Genomic DNA, 19,264 nt, shown 5'->3' with positions numbered 1-19,264 from the left:
AAAAACACAAAACCCACCTGAAGCGCGGGTTTTGTGTTTATTCAAAAAGTATAGTGCCTTTTAAGTGAAAACATCTCTACCGTGCAGAATCCATCAAAAGAGACCTAAGTTCCATCTCAGCAGCTTTCAGTCTCAAATTTAGCTCAACTTTTTGCTTGAACTGTTGACTATTGACAATACTTGCTTTTAATCTGGCGATTTCTTTACGTAAGCTGTCTATTAAACGGCTATGGTCAATAAGTTCCTGAATTGACTTTTTGGCAAATTGAAGATTGCCAGAAAGCTGCACACAGAACTCCTGATATATTGCATCCAGGTTTTTTTGAAGCTCCAAACGGTAGCTATTGCTGGCTGGGGTAAACCAATCTGTTGTAAATGTCCAGTCAATTATACAATTGTCTGAATTCACCGGATGAGGATGCTTAGGGGAAGTTGATAGATAAACATTTCCGTTATATTCCACAATAAAAATAATAGGGTAGGGAACGGCTTTGTCAATGACTTCAAGTAAGGAGGTTATATTTTCCTTTGTCTTTAACTCTATTCTGAAAATCTGGATCTCTATAATTTCTTTTGATTCAAGGTTAATTGTTTCAGGTGAAAGTTTATGTATCCATGTAATACGTAATATTAAATCAGTGAAAAGTTTCTTTTGCCTGGTAGTTGTGTACCTGTCAAAAGCATTCTTGGGTATCACCCTGTTCACTATGGTAGCAGGCGGAAGGTTGAATATTTCCATTTAGCGAACTATTAGGAATGAAACCAGTTTAAAATCCTCAATCCCACGAAATTTATCTGTTAGGGCTGTGGTGCCGCCCGATCTAAACAGGCTGAGTACTTCTTTTTCTTCTTCGGTTTGCAAAATAGTACCTATGCTTTGCCTGAGCAGTTGGGAATAAGTTTGCATCTCATGGTATTCAGCCGTTTCTTCGCTTAAAGTTTTGCATAAATCGGCAATGGGTTCCTGCCGGCCTTTGCATAACATACGCACTGCATCCAGGATCTTTTTGGATTCTATATGATTAAGGTAGAGCTCGCCTGAATTTTTTATGTAAACCAGGTAATAAGGATGCAGGCGATTAAGCTTATTAATATTCACACTTGAATGAATATTTTTTAACACAAATATTACACCTGGTTGTAAAAACTCTGTAGCTTTAACTACAGCATGTAATCCTTCCGGGATATGGGCCATTTCACCATACATCTTGATGTAATTCGAAAGATCAACCCTGAAATCGTTTAAACCAAGATCTGTTATGCTAACTCCTTCCCGCAGGTCTTCCAAATCAATTACTTCTTCCTTTAATTTCTGCAACTGAATTTTTCGGTATTCCAGGTCCTTTTCATCTGTATTCAGGATATTGTCATCGCCTGTACTGGCCATATTGCCAATCAACATCCGGTTCTCCACCCGCTGTTTTAGATTAATATATGCATCCAGGGTAACATCTGGCCAGAAATTCACCAAAGTAATAGAAGCATTTTTTGAACCAATCCGGTCAATTCGCCCAAATCGTTGAATGATGCGAACCGGATTCCAATGAATATCATAATTGATAAGATAATCGCAGTCCTGCAAATTCTGACCTTCCGAAATACAATCTGTTGCAATAAGCAAATCAATTGAGTCGGTAAAGCTTGGATACAAAAGCGCTTTATCTTTCGATAAAGGCGAAAAGCAGGTTAGTAGAGGATTGAGATCAGAAGGAATTTTTCTGGCGTTGCTGGTTCGCCGCGAACCGGTAATCAGCGCAGTATGAATGCCATATTTCTTTTTTAAATAGCCCTGTATATTTTCATACAAATAATTGGCAGTGTCGGCAAAAGCTGTAAAAATGATAGCCTTTTGGTTGCCGGAATTAAATGGGGTATTGATTTTGTTATCCAGTAACTTAATGAGTTGCTGCAGCTTGTAGTCCTTTGCGCCTTTTATATTTTCAATACTATTCCACAAATGTTTCAGCACTGACAAATCTTCATTTAGATCTTCCTTCCATCTTCGCGTGTCCATATCGGCAATATGTACCTTGATTCTTTTGCCTATTACCATTTCTTCTTCTCCCCATTCCGCTTCCCAATCAAAATCTTCATCATTCATTCTGGCTTGTATGCCTTCATATTCCCCTTTTGCTTCCTGTGCTATAATTTTTATAAGCTGCTCAATTTGAGTGATAATTCCTTCAAGGGTGATCCTGAAAGAGTCAACGGAACTTTCAAGTCGTTTCAACAGGTTAATCCGCATAAGTATCCGTAAACTATTGTCACGGTCTATCTGGGATAACCGACCCGCTCCTGATCTTACTTCACTTTCATATAAATCTCTATACAATTCCAGCTTACTGGGCAATAGGTAATTTAAGGGAGTATAAACCGATAAATTAAGCATGGTCAATCGCTCGGCAATGTCCACATAAGTAACATGTCCATCATCTGTAAGCCGGCTTTCAATGGAAATAGGTTTATTACGCTCGGGAAATTTACCAATAGCTGTTGTGTCGTAATAAGTGGTGATGTGCTTTCTGGAACGCGCAATTGTGAGGGAATCGAGAATTTCAAAGAAATCAAAATCCAGCATATCCAGGAGTTTTGTGGTGGTACGTTCTTCGGTATCGTATTTACTCCAAACATTGAATGCCTGTTGAGCCTTCCTGAAAATCTGGTCAATGCCGCCGTTAGTATCCAGCTTTGTATCAATCTGCGCCGGTTCGCCCTCGTAAGCAAGGGCCAGTTGATTCTTCAGGTCATTAAAGCGGTTGTTTACGGGGGTAGCCGATAACATCAGCACTTTGGTTTCAATACCCTCTTTAATCACTTTTCGAAGTAACTTTTGGTATCGGTTTTCCCTATCGGAATAAGGGTTGTTATTACGGAAGTTGTGTGATTCGTCAATAACTACCAGTCCGTAATTACCCCAGTTTACATTTTCCAGGCTTCTGCCGTTGCTCATACCCCGATCTCTGGATAGATCGGTATGGAACAACACATCATACCTGAAACGGTCGGCTGCCAAAATATTGTTCTTATCATTGTGCCGGTAAGTATTCCAATTAGCTTCCAGTTTTTTAGGGCAAAGTACCAACACATCTTTGTTCCGCATTTCATAGTACTTGATAATCCCTAAAGCAGAAAAGGTTTTTCCCAGGCCTACACTATCGGCCAAAATGCAGCCATTGTATTTTTCAAGTTTGTTAATGGCTCCGATTACCGCATCCTTTTGAAAATTGTAAAGCTTGTTCCAAATCAGCGAATCCTTAAAACCTATCTGGTCATTAGGTAGGTTGTCCAGGGATATATCCTGAAGAAAGTCATTGAATATATTGTACAGGGTTATGAAGTAAATAAATTCCGGGCTGTTTTCTTTATAAGCATTTTCAAAGTAATCCTGCACTTTTCGGGTTACATCCTTTAAATCTTCTTCGTTTTCCCATATCTGATCAAACCATTTCAGGTAAGCTTCGCTTTGTGGAAAATCAGCTTTTTGAATCAGCGTTGGAAAACCCTTTTTGTGCGTAATACCCAAATCAGAAGTAGTAAAACTGTTGACGCCGGCATAAGCGTATGCAGACTGATCAGGATTTTGTACATGAATGATACCGCTCAGAGGAAGTTGATGGTGCTTATTCGATTTAAAGGTTACTTTTTCTTTAACCCACCGCGAGCATTCTTTTGCTATTGCTCGTTGGTTTAGTTGGTTTTTCAGCCTAAGTTCAAATTCTCCGCCGCATAAATCAGATTCTTTAAAAATATGCGGAATATAAAATTTAGGAATTTCCTGAGTGAACTTTTCCTCTACAAAAGTAGGGGAGGTAAATACAAAACGTAGTTCATTAATTTTTTCAAGTTCCTTTTTCAACACCTCATACGCATATATGGAAAACGTTGAGGCTGCAATACAAAGCTTACTATTTTTCTGTATGCAGGCTTTCAGGTCGTCACCCAGTCGGTTATTTACATTATCGATTAGTTTCAATGGTCAGGCATTAATGAAATATATGATAGTTATGGATCTTTTCGTTTTGAGCTCACTTTTTTGTTCAGGTCCTCCAGGTCTTGCAAATCGGCTTGTTTTACTTCATATGCTTTTCGCTTTTTATCGAACGTTTCGTATATTTCCTGCACTTTTTCTTCCATTTGTGCATTACTGATACTTCCGGCATGGTGCAATACCTGCCGTTCATTAAACTCAAGAATCTTATCTACATTTTCCTTCCAGAAACCCATAGTGAGGCTGTTGCGGTTTTTAGCCCGGAACTCGGCAGTTTCTAAAAATATTACAACCAGGCGGTTTAACGTGTCTATTTCATCTTCGGAAAGGTAATTCTTGGCAATTAATATATCCTGTTTGCGTACAATGCTTCCTTTCCAGGAAGTAAGCGCCATATTCGGTTTGTTGGCATCCGCCCGGGTAACTATAATTTCAGCAGCGGTTTTGCCGGTAACAGCATACAGTAACTTGTTTTGGGTTTCGGCAAAGAACATCTGGGTTGCTTTGTCGGTAGGGTCATAGTCTGTGCTAAGAGCAAATAAGTCCCGTACTTTTTGATAGAATCGCTTTTCAGAAGACCGGATATCACGAATCCGTTCCAGCAATTCATCAAAATAGTCCGGGCGGCCATCCGGTTTTTTCAGCCGTTCATCATCCATCACAAACCCTTTGATCATGTACTCCCGAAGGTTTTGATTAGCCCAAATCCGAAATTGGGTACCTCTTTTACTACGTACCCTAAAGCCAATGGCCAGTATCATATCCAGCGAATAGAAAGACACCGTGTATTGCTTGCCATCGGAGGCAGTATTTAAGTATTCCTTAATAACTGAATTGGCATGCAACTCATTTTCTTTCAGTATGTTAGATATGTGCATGCTGATATTGGGAACCGATGTGTCAAAAAGTTCCGCTAGTTGACTTTGGTTCATCCATACATTCCCTTCTCTCGCATACAATGCAACCGATACTTTGCCGTCGGTGGTATTGTAAATGATGATTTTCTCCTTTTCCATAATCCACAATTAATCGTTATTATCCATTAACAATGGCCATAAGCTTGTCGTAACTGCTCACTTTTGAAAATTTCACAACACCACCACTGATGGTTTCAAAATGTCGCTCTGCACAATGTATTTTAAGTTTTTCAATCTCTCTCAATTCCAGATCTGAATCTGACCCTTTGGTCTCAGCAACGAAATAAATATGCCGTACCTTGTTTTTGTCGAACACAATGGCCCAGTCAGGACTATAGTCAGCAACAGGCGTAGTAATCTTGAAACTTTTGGGTAGTTTGGCGTATACAACCACTTCCACGCTGTTTTCAAGCGCCTTCGCAAAATCTGCTTCAATAGTTGAATCTGAAGTCAGGTAATCATAGATATGTTTTTTAAGCAATTCGGAATTTCGCAGGGCATACTTATCATTAGTAAATACCGTTTTGGCGTCATGCCTTTCTTCAATCTTGTGGTATACAATATTATTGATGATCAGGCTGGCTTTTACTTCGTTGATCAGTTTGCTGCACCGGGCAATAAACTCTTCCGGATTTTTGCGCATCAACAAAAACTTCTCTTCTTTAATAGACTTCAGAATGGCTACGATGGTACGCCTGGTAAGGTTGGTCTGCGCTTCAATTTCGCCTACAATATCATATGTGGCATTGGTAAAGTAGTCTTTATTTATTTTTAGGTATTCTCTGGCAGATTCCTTTACCAGGTTGCCGGCTTCCATTTCTTCTTTAGTACCATCCTGCAATTCTCCGGTTTTTAATTCATATACAAGGTTGCTTATGTGCAATTGGGCATTGATACGGTCTTTGCTATCACTTAGTAGTTTTTCTGTATCAAATTGAACTTCATAAATAGTTTTAAGGTTGATCTTTTCCCAAAGCTCCTGGAATTCTTTTTTCCTGAAATTGGCATTCGGGTTCAGTACAATGGTCTGGCGTTCGTCTTCCGGTTTAAAAGATTCGCCCGTATAAATGGATTGCAGTAATTGTCCGATAGAAGCCCGGAAAGGTTCCAGGTTTTCCGGAAGGGGCATGGTGCTTTGCTCAATCAACTCCCGGCCTGTTATTGTTATCTTATCGTTTTCATCGATCACATCATGCTTGAATAGCCACTTGTTCAGCTTTTTGGCATCCTCTTCGGTTAGCCGGTGTTCTTCCCCTTTTTCATTAGTCACCATCCTGCCAATAAAGTATTGTACTTCCGCTTTCTGTGGCCGGTCTTTCAGTGTTGCGGCTATCTCCATTTGCAGGCCTTTGGCGAAGGCTTCGTAGCTCTCAGAAGCGATGACTGTAAGTTTGTTCAGTTCATGCACCTGTTCTCCAATAAACTCAAAGTCTTGCCTTACCCCCCGTTTATCAACACACAAACGCATACCACGGCCTACCTCCTGTCTCCGTCGGGTAAGGCTCCCGCTTTCGGCATTTTTCAGGGCGCATATTTGAAATACATTGGGGTTATCCCATCCTTCTTTCAGCGCCGAATGCGAGAAGATAAAACGCACAGGTTCGCCAAAGCTTAGCAGCCTTTCCTTATCCTTCATGATCAAATCGTATGCGGAGATATCGTCTGAATATTCTTCTTTTGTTTGCTTATCTGTTTTAACGGAGGGTTCAACTGATTTTCCCTTTTTGTCAATGGAAAAATAACCGTTATGTACTTTACGAACCTCATCTCGTTGCAGGTATTGAACATAGCCGGTATTTGTGTGTCTCTCTTCTTCGTTTTGCAATTGCCGTATAAGTTCTAAAAACTCATTCCGTACATTAATATATTCTTCTTCAAAGATACTGGCATATTCACCCAAAGTCTCTTCTCCCGATTCGTTGTATAACCGGTATTTTTCTACAGAATCAATAAAGAAGAGGGAAAGTACTTTAACGCCTTTATCGAACAATTGTTTTTCTTTTTGAAAGTGCGATAAAATCGTTTCCCGAATTTGTACCCTGCGGAAAGCAAATTCGTCGTGGCTGTTCACAATGTCGCCGGGGAATATGTCCTGCCCGTTGATGACCACTTTATTCAGGTAGCCGTTGATTTCGGTAATAGTGTGATTCTTATAGACAGGAAGTTGACCGGAAAGTTCATAAAGGTTGGCCCCTTCACCTAGTTTCTGCCTTATTTTTTTAACGCCTTCACCTGCACGCTTTTCAAATTCAATTATAGCGTAGGGCGGTTTGGTTGTACTCAGGCTTATTTGCTCTAAATACAAATAGCCTGTGGTGCCGGTAGAGCCTTTCAGGTTGATACCCTTTACCTGTATTTTTTTCACCAGGTGTTTGTGGTAAGCATCCAAAGCGTCAAGGCGATATACCTTGTTGTATTCCACTTTGTGCGTAGCAGAGTAGCGCAGAGTAAACAAAGGATGAAAGTCCTGCATGCTTTTCAATGTTTTGTCGCCATCTACCGATTGGGGTTCATCTATAATAAGTATAGGTTTCGTTTGGGCAATAATGTCAATCGGCTTTCGGGTGCCGAACTGGTCAAGCTCCTGGTAAATACGTCTGGCATCGGCCCCACTGGCATTGAAAGCCTGCGTATTGATGATCATTACACTTATACGGCTATCAGAGGCGAAATTTTCAATATCCTGCGGGCGGCCCGAATTATAAATGAAAGGATTGATCTTGTGACCGTAATGTTCCTGGAAATGGTCCTGGGTAACCTGGAAGGATTTATATACGCCTTCGCGAATGGCAATGCTCGGAACAATAACAATGAACTTGCTCCAGCCATAATGTTTATGCAGTTCGTACATAGTACGGATATAGGTATAAGTTTTACCCGTCCCCGTTTCCATTTCTATAGTAAGATTGTAGCCAAGTTTGGCACCTTTGGGCCTTTCAATTTGCAGGCTTTCATGAAGGTCGTTACGTTGCTGTACCTGCTGAATATTATTTAATATTACACTCTCGGGTATCTGTATGGGGCTGTTACGGTAGCCGATCTCTTCTTCTAACGCATAATCAATTTCGGTAGCGCCGGCTGCCGCCAGTTTCGCCTTGCGTTGAATATTCTGGCTACGCTCCAGGGTAAAGCTATTGGTTTTTAAGGGTTGGCCCAGAAAACAATCAACTACCGCCTTTACAGCCTGTACCTGGAAGTCCTGCTCTTTAAATTGTAGCTTCATAATTAAATTACTTTCATTTCAGTTTCAGGACTCAATTGTTTCAACAATTGCTTTACGTTCGATTTGGCCGTGTCGTCTTTAAAGCCATTATCGCGGAACACTATCCGTAAGGGCTGGTCTTCGGCAATTGCTTTGGCAAAGGCTTCGTCTATTCCTTTATCAAAGCAGGCATATAAAGAGTTTTCAGCTACTTTAAATACTTGCTTGCCTTCAACGGTAATTTGCTCAATTTTCAGGCTCAATGGTAAACCCCAACTCAATATCACCTGGGTTAATAAATCATCGGCGGTTCGATCAGGCTTTACATTGTCGGCAAAGAGATCCAGGGCTGACTGCTGGTAATCCTGTGGTTTGTAGTATACATCCTGCATGTTGCTGCTGTCAAGGCGATATACGCGGAAACCATAATCAATATCAGCACCCGTTTCTTCTTTGATTTTTTTCGCAGCTCGGCGGATGCGTTCTTTGCCTATCTCACAAATATTTTTGTAACCGGCTTTGTAGGCTTGAGCTTTTTCACCAGTATTTTCCGGTATCTGTACGTGAATATATTTCCTTTTACCATTTCCGATTGTATTTAATTGCATAACAGCCTGGGCAGAAGAAGCAGATCCGCTAAAAAAATCAAGTATTATTGCATTCTTATTCTGACATGTACAATAATCGATCAAGCGCGCCAGTATTTCGTGATCTTTTGGATTATTAAATATTTTCTGTTCATTAAAAAGTTTTTGAAGTTCATTAGTAGCCTGTAGCCCGCTGCGATAAAAATAAGTGCCAATCACCTGAAGTCCTAAGTCACCCGAATTATCGTTGTCATCTTCATCTTCTTCATTCGATTCATTATATTTTGAAGCATCTTCATCTCCTCTGACAAGATAGGTTTTTCGAATTGGAGGTTCTGTATGATCTTTACGGAAAACAACATAACCATCTTTTATTTTCTGCATCATAACTTCCAATGTTGCATATCGCCATCCGCCGGGAGGAATGGCGCAAGGCTTTCCTGTAATGGGATGAATAACTTCATATCTGGCGCCGCCTCGTGGTAACGACATATTATCGTCTCTCCACACACCTCTTTCGTCAACATTCGAATATCTTGCGTGTTTTTTTGAAGGGTGTTCGTTTGGCAGGTTAGAATAGAATTTCTTTAATTCTGATTGAATTGACTCAAAGTCATTGTTGTATATTTTTCTTAATCGCAGATACTCTTCGTATATTTCTCTCGCACCGGGTTTTTCTTCGCGCCATTTTATATCCTTTTGCTTTAAATTATATTTATCTTTCGCATAAACTAAAATATATTCATGTCCTTGCGAAAAGAACCTCGAATCGTTCTTTCTTCCTTTTTCCCAAATTAAAGTAGCAATAAAGTTTAATTCTCCGAAGATTTCATCACAAATTTTCCGCAGATTGATCAATTCATTGTCATCAATGCTAATTAATATAATACCTTCATCGGTTAATAAATTCCTGGAAAGCTTTATCCTCGAATAGATCATGTTTAACCAATCAGAATGGTAGCGGCCCGCTGTTTCAGGATTTGCAACCAGGCGTTGATTGTATTCATCCTTTTGACCGCTTTCCTCTTTATATTCATTACTGTCTTGAGTGAAATTGTCTTTGTATATAAAATCCTTGCCGGTATTATATGGCGGATCAATATAGATCAGATTGATCTTACCAAGATAGCTTTCCTGTAATAATTTCAGCACTTCCAGGTTATCGCCTTCTATGTACAGATTTTCTGTATTGTCAAAGTCAACGGAATCTTCTTTAATGGGGCGAAGTGTTTTATTAATGGGCAAATTGGCCGCTACTATTGATTCCCGTTTACCAGGCCATTCCAGCCGGTACCGCTCTTTATTGCCTTCCACCACGGCATGATTCAATTCTTGCTTCAGCAGATCGAAATCTATGCTCTTGCCCTGGGCTGTTTCGGTTACACAATTAGGAAACAAGGCGGCAAGTTTTTCAATGTTCTCATTTACCAGGTCAGGTGATTGCATATTTAATTTTTCTATGCTCATATTTTCAATTGCTCGGTTATTGAATTGATTTCAGGGCCAGCTTAAGGGCCTGTTCTTTGTATTCTTCTTTGTCTATTGTTTTTAATATCTTGTAGGCCAGCCATAGAGTTAACAGCTCTTTGGCCGGTTGCTTAAATATCCTGGATAGGGTTATAATATCTTCCTTTCTGAAAAAACGGCTGCCACGTTCCATTTTACTCAGCGTAGCCGTATCCATATCTAGTTGCGCAGCCAAATTACGCAGCAAAATATTGTTTTGTTCTCTCAATTGCCTGATCTTATCACCAATCATGGTATGTCTATTTCAAAATTGACTTGACAAAATTTGGCTAATATAGTAAGAATTAAAGAATATGAAATATATTTCATAGGAATTAGCGAATTTGTTCCAAACTTTATATATACAATCAGGGAAACTTAAACCCGCTCATCAACATGCTTATGTTTATTTACAAAAAAAGAACAACGTAATTACAAAAATGGGCAGCAGCTTTCAGGCAAAACTTCACTAACCAGCTTATAGTTTTAAATATTAATTCGTTTCTTAGAGAATACAATTTCTAACCATATGAGCACAGGAATGGACATAAAATTCGTGCAAGAGACATATCAACGGATGTCTGACGACGAATTAACCAGGATTGCAACCCAGGATGCTTCCGGCCTTACACCCGAAGCAATTGCAATAGTCAAAGCCGAAATCAATAGACGCGGATTGAGCCAGAACATTACCAAGGGAGTGGAAGCGCAAAACAAAACCTACACACCTGATGAAATCAATAAGTACTGCGATATCATTAGCAAATTAAGTTGCCCCTATTGTGGTAGTATGACTGAAAAGTTAAACGCCACCATGACTGGTGAAGTGGTAAGTGTTATCATCTTCTCCAATTACCACACAAGTATCAAAATTGGCTGCCCGCCTTGTTTAGACAAAGCAAATAACAAAGCTTTGATAAGAGTGTGCTTTTAGGTTGGTGGTGTATACCAGGGGATATATTAACACCTTTCGTTCGCTGACACTTAATGTTAATAGCAAACTAATAAACCATACCCATGAGCATACGGATTATTTGCGCAGCGTTGCATTAAGCATAATCGGAGAATTGGAAACCTACAAAGATGACAAAGAAAAACTTCAGCAGCTCCTGTTAAGACAAAACTGCCTGTACATTATTCCCGCCAATAAGATTGTACTACAAACACGGCGGGTGTCCAGTCGCCTTTTTCCAACTCAGGATCAGAAAATTGCACATACAAAGCCTGGTTACATCTGACAAAATAGGTCTTGTGCTTTGCATCACTGCCATTTTCATCTACTTTCAAAAAAACATTAAAGGCCGTTTTCGGCTTTATTTTATTGCATTTGTTATGTATTCTTTCACCAACATCTTCCGGAGAAATGCCTGAACCGGCCTTTATTGTAACATCAAAGGAACCTTCGTATGCCATATATGGTTCTATCAAAAAAAGAAAAGATGGATTTGCTTTAACACTATCATTAAATTTAAGAAAATCGTCCTTACCTCTCACCGTATCGGTGCGCCTACGATACACAAGCGGGTATTTTGAATGAAGGGTTGATAAAATCGAGGTATCAAACGAATTATGGCCGTTATCTGTCACAATGCTCTTCAATTCCGGGAATATAATCCAGGCTTTTTCTTTCACTTTATTTTTTATATAATAGACGTTGAAAACACCCTTATCTGTTGCCGGTTCTACACTATTTTTATAAATCCAGCTTTTTCTAAATTCATTCAAATCATGTACATTATCAATAATGAAACTAAATTTTTTGTACCTGCCGTTCGCACTATCGGAAAAATCAATGCCAATGATGGCATCGGTAGAATCAAACTTATATGACCTGAATTGTTTTACTGCTTTCTCTTTAGGATGATATGTTAAGGCCCCAACAATGAACCCAACGGGAATAGGGATCTGACGCGCCATCAGGCTTCCAAAGACCATATTACTCAGCAAAAACAAAACAAGTAGTTTACGGATAAATAAAGGCATAATTGTTACAAATATATTCCCAGCTGGTGTCTTTTAAAATTCAACCAATAAACGTGTCATTTTAGCGTATAACCGTGCAGTTTTGGGCGATAAGTGTGTAGCCAATTAACATGGTTTTTTTTTTGTAACCCTGGGAAAAATATTTTAGGGTCTATGTAAGGTTTCCTCAATTTCCTGCAACTAACCGCTAAACAGCAAATATGGCCCGTTTAATATGGCTATTCCCCCTGCTCGCATTTTCGGTAGTTTGTACAGGACAAGCTAAATTGTTGCATGCATACCTGGAACTGCAGCATAAGCGACTGGGTTTCAACGGAACCCTGATGGTATCAAAAAACAACCAGGTGCTTTACCAGGTAAGCATTGGAAAAGCATCACTGGAACTGGATATTCCTTTAAGTGTGCATGCCGTATTCCCGGTAGCCTCCATAAGCAAACAGTTTACCGCCCTGCTGGTGGCGCTGGCAGCAGAGGAGGGCCGGCTTCACCTCAATGATTCCCTGGGTAAATTTTTCCCTGCAATAAAAGATACGGCATGGAGCAACATTAGTTTGCATCAATTGCTCTCGCATACTTCCGGCATTCCCCACAACGAGGGCATTAAAGACTACTGGTTATTGAAATCCCGCCTGCCGTTTTCAAAGGACCAGGCCCTTGCCGAAATTTTTTCCATGAAGCTCTTATTTGAACCAGGAAAAGAGATGAAGTATTCCAGTCCGGGTTATTTTCTGCTTGCCTGCATACTTGAAATAGCTTATAAGCAGCCGTATTCACAACTTCTTACAGAGAAAATAGTGCGACCATTACATTTGAAGAATACCGGTGTATATACAACTGAAAAAATAATTCCGGGCCTGGTCCCAGGCTATCACCTGCTTGGAGACAGCCTGATCAGAGCGCCTTACAGGGATCTTTCACTGATGAAAGGATCAGGTGATCTATACACCAGTGCAGAAGATCTTACAAAATGGAACAATAGCTTTTCCGGAAATGGCGTCTGGAGCAAAAACCTGGAAAATCGGCTATTTACTTCCTACACTCCAAGAACACCTAACTACGGATATGGATGGTTTCTCCGCTCAGGGAAAAGGCGTGTTTATTATCACGGCGGCGGAACATTTGGTTGCTCGGCCCTGTCGGCCTGGTACCCCGATGAACAATTATCGGTTGTAATCTTAAGCAATGTTTCCACACTGCCGGTAAATGAATTATGGTACGATATCGAAAAAATTATTTTCCAGGAGCCATTCGAATTGCCGGTAATTGGCCAGGCAATGAAAATGAATGCCGAAGAATTGCAGACCTTTACAGGCAGCTATGTGGCCGACAACAGGGAATTGAATATTCTGTTAATAAACAATCAGCTTTATGCCAAAGTAGGCTCTAATCCGCCTTTTGAGCTTTATCCGGAAGCCAGGCTCAAGCTTTACGGAAAAAAAGTAAACGTACATCTTACTTTTAAGAAGAATGAAGAAGGTGATATTACCGGTCTGGAGGCTGAATTGAAAGGCCAGCTACATCATTTTTATAAAAGATAATCATGGATGAAAGTCAATTTGTACAACTGATCGATCAGCACCAGGGAATAATTCATAAAATATGCAGGCTGTACAGGGATGCAAAGGAAGACCGGGAAGATCTCTTCCAGGAAATCGTGTTCCAATTATGGAAATCTTTGCCCACATACAGTGGCAAAGCAGGTTTTAGTACCTGGATGTACAAAGTAGCCCTTAATACAGCGCTCGTCGCTTTTCGTAAAAAGAAACCAGCTATCATATACACGCCAACATTGCCTGATGAACCGGTAGTGCAACAGGAGCCCGGACAACAGGAAGAACAATTGTTTGAAGCGCTTAAGAAATTGAACGACGGAGAAAAAGCGCTCATTACTTTATACCTCGAAGAATTGAGCCATAAAGAGATCGCAGATATCATCGGGATCACTGAAAATAATGTAAGCGTAAAATTGAACAGGATAAAAAATAAAATTCAGCAACTTTTAAAAAAATAAACAATGGATCAGGATGCTTTACTCTCGGCCTGGCGGGCTGTAGATACAACGCCCAAAAATACGACCGAATTAAAATCCATGCTGCTGGAAAAAAGGCACCCGGTATTAAAACGAATTCGCAGACAATTGATCATAGAAACACTGGCCTTTACAGCCTTTCTTTTTGTTTATTATGATCTCTTCGATGGCGATCGTAAGCCGATATATATCAATGGGCTGATTGCAGGCGCAATGCTGCTGGCCATCACCCACAATATGATCGGCTATGTGCTCACGAAACGCCCTATCAGGGCCGACAATCTTAAACAATCGCTGGAAGATCATCTTTTCAAAATGAAAATATTTGCAGCGCTATCCGTTGCAAGCCGTGCGTTAATGGCCGGGTGTTTATTGCTTTTCTTTACATTTGTGATTACGTTTAACACAGAAAAGTATTGGATCCTCATAGGTATCATAGGAATTTTGCTTGTGCAATTGACGTTATTGTCAGGGATCTGGTTCAGGAGGATCCGACAAATGAAGGGGACTATAGATAATTTATATCATTCAAATAATTAAAAGCCGCCTGGTTTATTTCAGCTTAATAGCGCCTGTAGGTTTTTGACCAACCGGCATTTATGTATGATCGAAATAAAACTACTTGACTTCATTAGAGATAAACAATTCGGCCCAATTAAATTAGGTGACCCGAAACAGAAAGTTATCGATGCCCTTGGTGAACCCGATGGTTATTCCAACCCCGACTTCAATCCGGTGAATAACGACGCCATCCTGTACGATAGATTTGAATTTAACTTTAGAAATAATCATTTACATTCCATCTCAAACGGATACGTTCTGGACCTGAGGACCTGGAAATTCAATCGTACCTTTCATTATCAGAACGATCGTTTTAAATTTACTTCATGGTTTAAAAAAACGTGGATAGACACCAGACTTGAAAACTTCAAACGAAAACTCAATGAAGAAGGCATCCATTTTAAAGAAGAAGCGTTCTTTGACGCTATGAAGTTGACTGTAGGGGAGGACTTTGAATTGCTTTTCAGCAGTGAAGGATCATACCATAAAGAACCAGGTGAATGGCAAAAAATACACCCTGAAATTTTGAACTTACGCTTTTCGCAATTTTTCCATTTTCTGCCTAACAAATAAATATGACAGATAAAAGAGAAATAAAACTTAGACAAACCACAATTGCCGACTTAGAACAGTTATTTCTATTTCAACTCGATGAAGAGGCTGGATACCTGGCGGCTTTTATGCCTAAAGACCATACCGACAAGGTCGCTTATATAAATAAATACACCAAACTTCTTAGCGACCCCACTATTAATAATCGCACGATATTGGTGGACGGCCATATTGCAGGCAGTGTGGCTAAATTTGTTATGGAAGGCGATGCCGAAATTACTTATTGGATTGACAAAAAATTGTGGGGACAGGGCATTGCATCAAACGCGCTACTAGAATTTCTAAAAATAGAAACCACCAGGCCAATTTTTGCACGGGTAGCTTTCGACAATTTAGGCTCGCAACGGGTGTTGGAAAAATGCGGCTTTGTCAAAGTTGGTACCGACAGGGGATTCGCCAATGCCAGGCAGGCAGAAATTGAAGAATACATTTACAAACTCATATAAACCCCATGAAATTCCTTCCCATTCTTTTAATCTCCTTATACTGGAAAAACACAAGCAGCTCCAAATGAAAATTACCCTACAACACAAGGATTTAACAATTGATTTTTTTGACGATCCCTTATTCAGTAATTCTTCAGAAAATTCAGCCTTATACCACAAAATCTACCAGCCCGGCAAAGAATATATACCAACTTCACAGCATGCAGTCATTATTTATAAAAGCTACGTAACTATTTCCAGCGCCATTTTGCTAGTGGCAGCAGGTGCAACTTCAGTAACTCCTGATTCAATACTTATTGACGAAGACAATTTAATACTCAGGTGTAGCAATACTGTTTTTAGCTTAACCCTTCCTGACCTCAACCTAAATTGGATGACAGAAGCAGACTGGGCTACTTGCTTTTCAATACATAAATACCAGGATTCATACATTACGCATGGTGAAACTTCCATTGCGAGAATTGACAAAAAGGGCAATATACTTTGGAGCTATAGCGGAGCAGACATTTTTGTTTGCCTTGAAGAAGGTAATCCTTTTGAAATGCATGACAACTACATTGAATTAACCGACTTTAATGGTGGTAAATATAAGATTGATTATAATGGAAAGAAACTATAACATTGACTTATCTGCAAATGTTACCATATGATCTGACGGTTATGGCAACTGATATATCCTCAAGTTTTGTAAATTGGATTCTCTTCAAAAGCATATCAAAAAATAACACCACCAACCGAACATGAAAATTTTATTCTATATAGCCAACGGATTTGTAATGCCGCCCGCCATGTTCTTTATGTATAATTTTTACAAATTCAGAGGAAGAGAAATTAATTTTACCAAACTTCCAATAAGTATAATTATAATATCTTTTACGGCTGTAATAACTAGCCTGCAATTTGTTTTTCCTGAAATAATAACTGCCTTAGAACGCAATAAGGAGGCGCTGCTCTCAGGTGAAATATGGCGACTCATTACGCCTCTTTTCATTCAACCCATGGGATTATGGCAGTGTTTATTCAACGGCATTTTCATTATTGTATTTTTACCTTTAGCGGAACATTTTTACGGCCGCTATCTTATCATAATTTATTTGGGGGCTGGCCTGGCCGGACAAATCGTTAATTACTACTGGTCAGCAAAAATTAGTGGCGGCTCTTCAACAGCCATATACGGAGTTATTGGTTCTTTATTTATGTATATACTTCTTAATCGAAAGGCGTTTCCAACAGGTTACATATTTTTGCCAATAGCCGGTTTTTTAGGCGCAATCGTACTTTGCTTTTTTAAAGATGGTCACGCACCTGCTTTGCTGGTTGGTGGAGCTTTATCTTCTATCAGTCTTTACAAATCTTTAGATCGGACATACGCCGCATAAAGAAGCCAGTGAATTGGACTTTGAACATTCAGCACTTTAATAAATCAACCGATTACAGCATGTCAACAACGTAACATGACAACCTTAGAGATATCAAAAATCATAAAACGATCTTTTGACCAGTACCTGGAAGTTCCATTAAAAGAATGGAGCTTCCTTGCACAATCAGGCTGTATTAAAACAATAAAAAAAGAAACCATTATCAAAAAAGCCAACAAAACCGAAAAAAGCTTAAACTTGATTATTTCTGGAAGTGTGTGCATTTTGATTTGGAATGAAAATAATTTCATTTGCACAGACTTGCTTTTTGATGATGAATTCGCCTTTGACTACCTGTCTTTTCTTACCCAAAAACCTACCTTATACGAAGTAAGAACAATGGAAGACACCGAAATTTTTACTACATCATATAGTGATTTTGTAAATTTTACTGCCCAAAGCAGCTATGGCGACAAGATCTGGCGATATGCCACACAAGCCCTGTACATTGATAAACATTACCAGCAGTTACAGTTACTCACTATGACAGCTACCCAACGTTACAAATTAGCGCTTGATCATCAGGGAAATTTAATGCAACGGATCCCTCAAAAATACATCGCCTCCTACCTTGGAATTACGCAACAAAGCCTCAGCAGAATGAGAAGCAATAAAAAATGAAAGCATCTTTCATTTTTTAACCTATGGTAAATATAGTAAGCGATCCCTGTAATTTCTTTGTATTGAAAACACAACAATGGCAAAGAAATTGATCATGATGTCAGTTTTAACACTACTGGGAATAGGATCTGCTGCCCAGTCAATGAAAAAAGCAAAAGCATACTTTAAGTCGGGTAATTTCAGTCAGGCAAAAAACGAATATCTTCATATCATAGACAAGCAGCCGCAAAACGGGAAAGCCCTGATTTACTTGGGCTATATTTTATTAATGCAAAATAAACTGGATGAAGCCGAAAGCTGGTTATTGAAAGCCTCCAAAATAAAACCCAACTTTGCCACGATCAATAATTTTTTAGCGGAAATATATTACCGCAGAAATGATTTCGATAAAGCCGCAGTCTATTTCCGGGCTATTGGCAGGGAAGGCCTGGCGTTGAAGTTAGCGCGTTTTAAAAATCAAACACCATATCAGGTTGATAAACAATTTGACGAAGTACGCATACAATTTATTGTAACAAACCCGTTGCCTTTTGTAAAAGTTATAATTAACCAACAATATGAAGGGAACTTTATTTTGGATACGGGAGCCGGAGAACTGATCCTGGACGAAAATTTTGCCAGGGAAGCAGGTGCCGAAATATTTGGCAAGCCGGAGATCAGCGACTTTGGAGGCGGAAAGAAGGCAACTATTTCACACGGAAAAATTTCATCTATTCAACTTGGCCGCTTCACGGTAAAGAACATACCTGTTCAATTGTTGCAATTAAGGCATATTGAACTTGAAGGAATGAAAATTGACGGAGTAATAGGCACAATTTTCCTGTCACAATTCCTATCCACAATAGATTATAAGAACGGAGATCTTGTTCTCAGGAACAAACACACGCACTTCCCCGATCAACTATCAGCCAATGCCCTTAATGCCTCCCTGATCCCTTTTTCAATAGCTGGCGATCATTATATGTTGGCAAAAGGCAGTATCAACGACAGCGACACCATGTTGTTTTTTATTGACACGGGCCTGGGAAACACAGCTTTTACATGCCCTGCATCAACAGTAAAAAAACTGAAATTACCCCTTCAGAAAAACAAAAGATCAAGCGGGCAGGGGGGCGGCGGGCATTACGATATTTACCCGTTTCACATTGAAAAATTATGCCTTGGAAATATATGTGTAAGCAACCTCCACGGACAATACGGCCCCTTCCCAAAGACCCTTGAGAACTCGTTTGGATTTAAAATTGATGGGTTATTATCTCATGAGTTCTTTCTTAACAAGGCTTTGACAATAGATTTTGAAAGCATGAAATATTTAATAAGTGAATAAATGGGGAAAAACGCGGCATAATAAACCATGTTTTGTTATAGATGAGTTTTTGAATAGCTTAGCAGCG

At 39.6% G+C, this 19,264-nt stretch carries 17 protein-coding genes; 10 read left to right on the top strand and 7 right to left on the bottom strand.

Features of this window, described 5'->3' with window-relative positions; translation table 11 throughout:
• Positions 1 to 76: 76 nt before the first annotated feature.
• Genes FAM09_RS16735 through FAM09_RS16710 form a run of 6 tightly spaced genes read right to left on the bottom strand, consistent with a single transcriptional unit; the run spans position 77 to position 10,453 of the window.
• A complete protein-coding gene (locus tag FAM09_RS16735; RefSeq protein ID WP_136578276.1) occupies positions 77 to 739 on the bottom strand; it encodes a DUF4391 domain-containing protein in 663 nt (220 codons plus the stop codon).
• Positions 740 to 3,973 (bottom strand): helicase-related protein, encoded by a 3,234-nt coding sequence (locus FAM09_RS16730; RefSeq protein WP_136578275.1) that lies wholly within the window; start codon positions 3,971 to 3,973, stop codon positions 740 to 742.
• Positions 3,974 to 4,002: 29 nt separating this feature from the next.
• Positions 4,003 to 5,004: a virulence RhuM family protein gene (locus FAM09_RS16725; protein WP_208025584.1), complete on the bottom strand. Its 1,002-nt coding sequence runs from the start codon at positions 5,002 to 5,004 to the stop codon at positions 4,003 to 4,005.
• Between the two features lie 19 nt (positions 5,005 to 5,023).
• Positions 5,024 to 8,128, bottom strand: coding sequence for a type III restriction-modification system endonuclease (locus FAM09_RS16720; RefSeq protein ID WP_136578274.1), 3,105 nt, complete (start codon positions 8,126 to 8,128; stop codon positions 5,024 to 5,026).
• Between the two features lie 2 nt (positions 8,129 to 8,130).
• Entirely contained in the window at positions 8,131 to 10,161 is a 2,031-nt protein-coding gene (locus tag FAM09_RS16715; RefSeq protein WP_136578273.1) for a site-specific DNA-methyltransferase, read from the bottom strand.
• A 16-nt stretch (positions 10,162 to 10,177) separates the two neighbouring features.
• Positions 10,178 to 10,453 carry a helix-turn-helix domain-containing protein gene (locus FAM09_RS16710; protein ID WP_136578272.1) on the bottom strand — a complete coding sequence of 92 codons (276 nt, stop codon included), beginning with the start codon at positions 10,451 to 10,453 and terminating at the stop codon, positions 10,178 to 10,180.
• Positions 10,454 to 10,729: 276 nt separating this feature from the next.
• On the opposite strand from FAM09_RS16710, the gene FAM09_RS16705 reads away from it, so the two are divergent.
• Positions 10,730 to 11,134 carry a hypothetical protein gene (locus FAM09_RS16705; protein WP_136578271.1) on the top strand — a complete coding sequence of 135 codons (405 nt, stop codon included), beginning with the start codon at positions 10,730 to 10,732 and terminating at the stop codon, positions 11,132 to 11,134.
• Between the two features lie 200 nt (positions 11,135 to 11,334).
• Here FAM09_RS16705 and FAM09_RS16700 read toward each other — a convergent pair whose 3' ends face one another.
• A complete protein-coding gene (locus tag FAM09_RS16700; RefSeq protein WP_136578270.1) occupies positions 11,335 to 12,183 on the bottom strand; it encodes a hypothetical protein in 849 nt (282 codons plus the stop codon).
• Positions 12,184 to 12,383: 200 nt separating this feature from the next.
• Here FAM09_RS16700 and FAM09_RS16695 point away from each other — a divergent pair, with 200 nt between their 5' ends.
• The 9 genes from FAM09_RS16695 (at position 12,384) to FAM09_RS16655 (ending at position 19,197) form a co-directional block, all read left to right on the top strand.
• Positions 12,384 to 13,721, top strand: coding sequence for a serine hydrolase domain-containing protein (locus FAM09_RS16695; protein WP_136578269.1), 1,338 nt, complete (start codon positions 12,384 to 12,386; stop codon positions 13,719 to 13,721).
• Positions 13,722 to 13,723: 2 nt separating this feature from the next.
• Positions 13,724 to 14,194, top strand: coding sequence for an RNA polymerase sigma factor (locus tag FAM09_RS16690; RefSeq protein ID WP_136578268.1), 471 nt, complete (start codon positions 13,724 to 13,726; stop codon positions 14,192 to 14,194).
• A gap of 3 nt (positions 14,195 to 14,197) precedes the next feature.
• Complete coding sequence (locus FAM09_RS16685) at positions 14,198 to 14,752, top strand: hypothetical protein (RefSeq protein ID WP_136578267.1); 555 nt, start codon at positions 14,198 to 14,200, stop codon at positions 14,750 to 14,752.
• A 63-nt stretch (positions 14,753 to 14,815) separates the two neighbouring features.
• Positions 14,816 to 15,346: a hypothetical protein gene (locus FAM09_RS16680; RefSeq protein ID WP_136578266.1), complete on the top strand. Its 531-nt coding sequence runs from the start codon at positions 14,816 to 14,818 to the stop codon at positions 15,344 to 15,346.
• Between the two features lie 2 nt (positions 15,347 to 15,348).
• Positions 15,349 to 15,831 carry a GNAT family N-acetyltransferase gene (locus FAM09_RS16675; RefSeq protein WP_136578265.1) on the top strand — a complete coding sequence of 161 codons (483 nt, stop codon included), beginning with the start codon at positions 15,349 to 15,351 and terminating at the stop codon, positions 15,829 to 15,831.
• Positions 15,832 to 15,895: 64 nt separating this feature from the next.
• Positions 15,896 to 16,450: a hypothetical protein gene (locus FAM09_RS16670; RefSeq protein WP_136578264.1), complete on the top strand. Its 555-nt coding sequence runs from the start codon at positions 15,896 to 15,898 to the stop codon at positions 16,448 to 16,450.
• 121 nt (positions 16,451 to 16,571) lie between these two features.
• Entirely contained in the window at positions 16,572 to 17,210 is a 639-nt protein-coding gene (locus FAM09_RS16665; protein ID WP_136578263.1) for a rhomboid family intramembrane serine protease, read from the top strand.
• Between the two features lie 75 nt (positions 17,211 to 17,285).
• The gene (locus FAM09_RS16660) at positions 17,286 to 17,870 is read left to right on the top strand and encodes a Crp/Fnr family transcriptional regulator (RefSeq protein ID WP_136578262.1); all 585 of its coding nucleotides are present in this window, start codon (positions 17,286 to 17,288) and stop codon (positions 17,868 to 17,870) included.
• Positions 17,871 to 17,946: 76 nt separating this feature from the next.
• Positions 17,947 to 19,197, top strand: a complete 1,251-nt coding sequence (locus tag FAM09_RS16655; RefSeq protein WP_136578261.1) for an aspartyl protease family protein — start codon at positions 17,947 to 17,949, stop codon at positions 19,195 to 19,197.
• Positions 19,198 to 19,264: the final 67 nt, after the last annotated feature.

The organism is Niastella caeni, assembly GCF_004834005.1.
In the GTDB taxonomy this organism is placed as follows: domain Bacteria; phylum Bacteroidota; class Bacteroidia; order Chitinophagales; family Chitinophagaceae; genus Niastella; species Niastella caeni.
This window is presented reverse-complemented; position numbering and strand designations above follow the sequence as displayed.

Coding starts and splice junctions, on each gene's coding strand:
- FAM09_RS16705 (WP_136578271.1), top strand. CDS start 10,730: ATGAGCACAGGAATGGACATAAAATTCGTGCAAGAGACATATCAACGG.
- FAM09_RS16695 (WP_136578269.1), top strand. CDS start 12,384: ATGGCCCGTTTAATATGGCTATTCCCCCTGCTCGCATTTTCGGTAGTT.
- FAM09_RS16670 (WP_136578264.1), top strand. CDS start 15,896: ATGAAAATTACCCTACAACACAAGGATTTAACAATTGATTTTTTTGAC.
- FAM09_RS16675 (WP_136578265.1), top strand. CDS start 15,349: ATGACAGATAAAAGAGAAATAAAACTTAGACAAACCACAATTGCCGAC.
- FAM09_RS16660 (WP_136578262.1), top strand. CDS start 17,286: ATGACAACCTTAGAGATATCAAAAATCATAAAACGATCTTTTGACCAG.
- FAM09_RS16680 (WP_136578266.1), top strand. CDS start 14,816: ATGATCGAAATAAAACTACTTGACTTCATTAGAGATAAACAATTCGGC.
- FAM09_RS16655 (WP_136578261.1), top strand. CDS start 17,947: ATGGCAAAGAAATTGATCATGATGTCAGTTTTAACACTACTGGGAATA.
- FAM09_RS16685 (WP_136578267.1), top strand. CDS start 14,198: ATGGATCAGGATGCTTTACTCTCGGCCTGGCGGGCTGTAGATACAACG.
- FAM09_RS16715 (WP_136578273.1), bottom strand. CDS start 10,161: ATGAGCATAGAAAAATTAAATATGCAATCACCTGACCTGGTAAATGAG.
- FAM09_RS16690 (WP_136578268.1), top strand. CDS start 13,724: ATGGATGAAAGTCAATTTGTACAACTGATCGATCAGCACCAGGGAATA.
- FAM09_RS16700 (WP_136578270.1), bottom strand. CDS start 12,183: ATGCCTTTATTTATCCGTAAACTACTTGTTTTGTTTTTGCTGAGTAAT.
- FAM09_RS16725 (WP_208025584.1), bottom strand. CDS start 5,004: ATGGAAAAGGAGAAAATCATCATTTACAATACCACCGACGGCAAAGTA.
- FAM09_RS16665 (WP_136578263.1), top strand. CDS start 16,572: ATGAAAATTTTATTCTATATAGCCAACGGATTTGTAATGCCGCCCGCC.
- FAM09_RS16720 (WP_136578274.1), bottom strand. CDS start 8,128: ATGAAGCTACAATTTAAAGAGCAGGACTTCCAGGTACAGGCTGTAAAG.
- FAM09_RS16735 (WP_136578276.1), bottom strand. CDS start 739: ATGGAAATATTCAACCTTCCGCCTGCTACCATAGTGAACAGGGTGATA.
- FAM09_RS16710 (WP_136578272.1), bottom strand. CDS start 10,453: ATGATTGGTGATAAGATCAGGCAATTGAGAGAACAAAACAATATTTTG.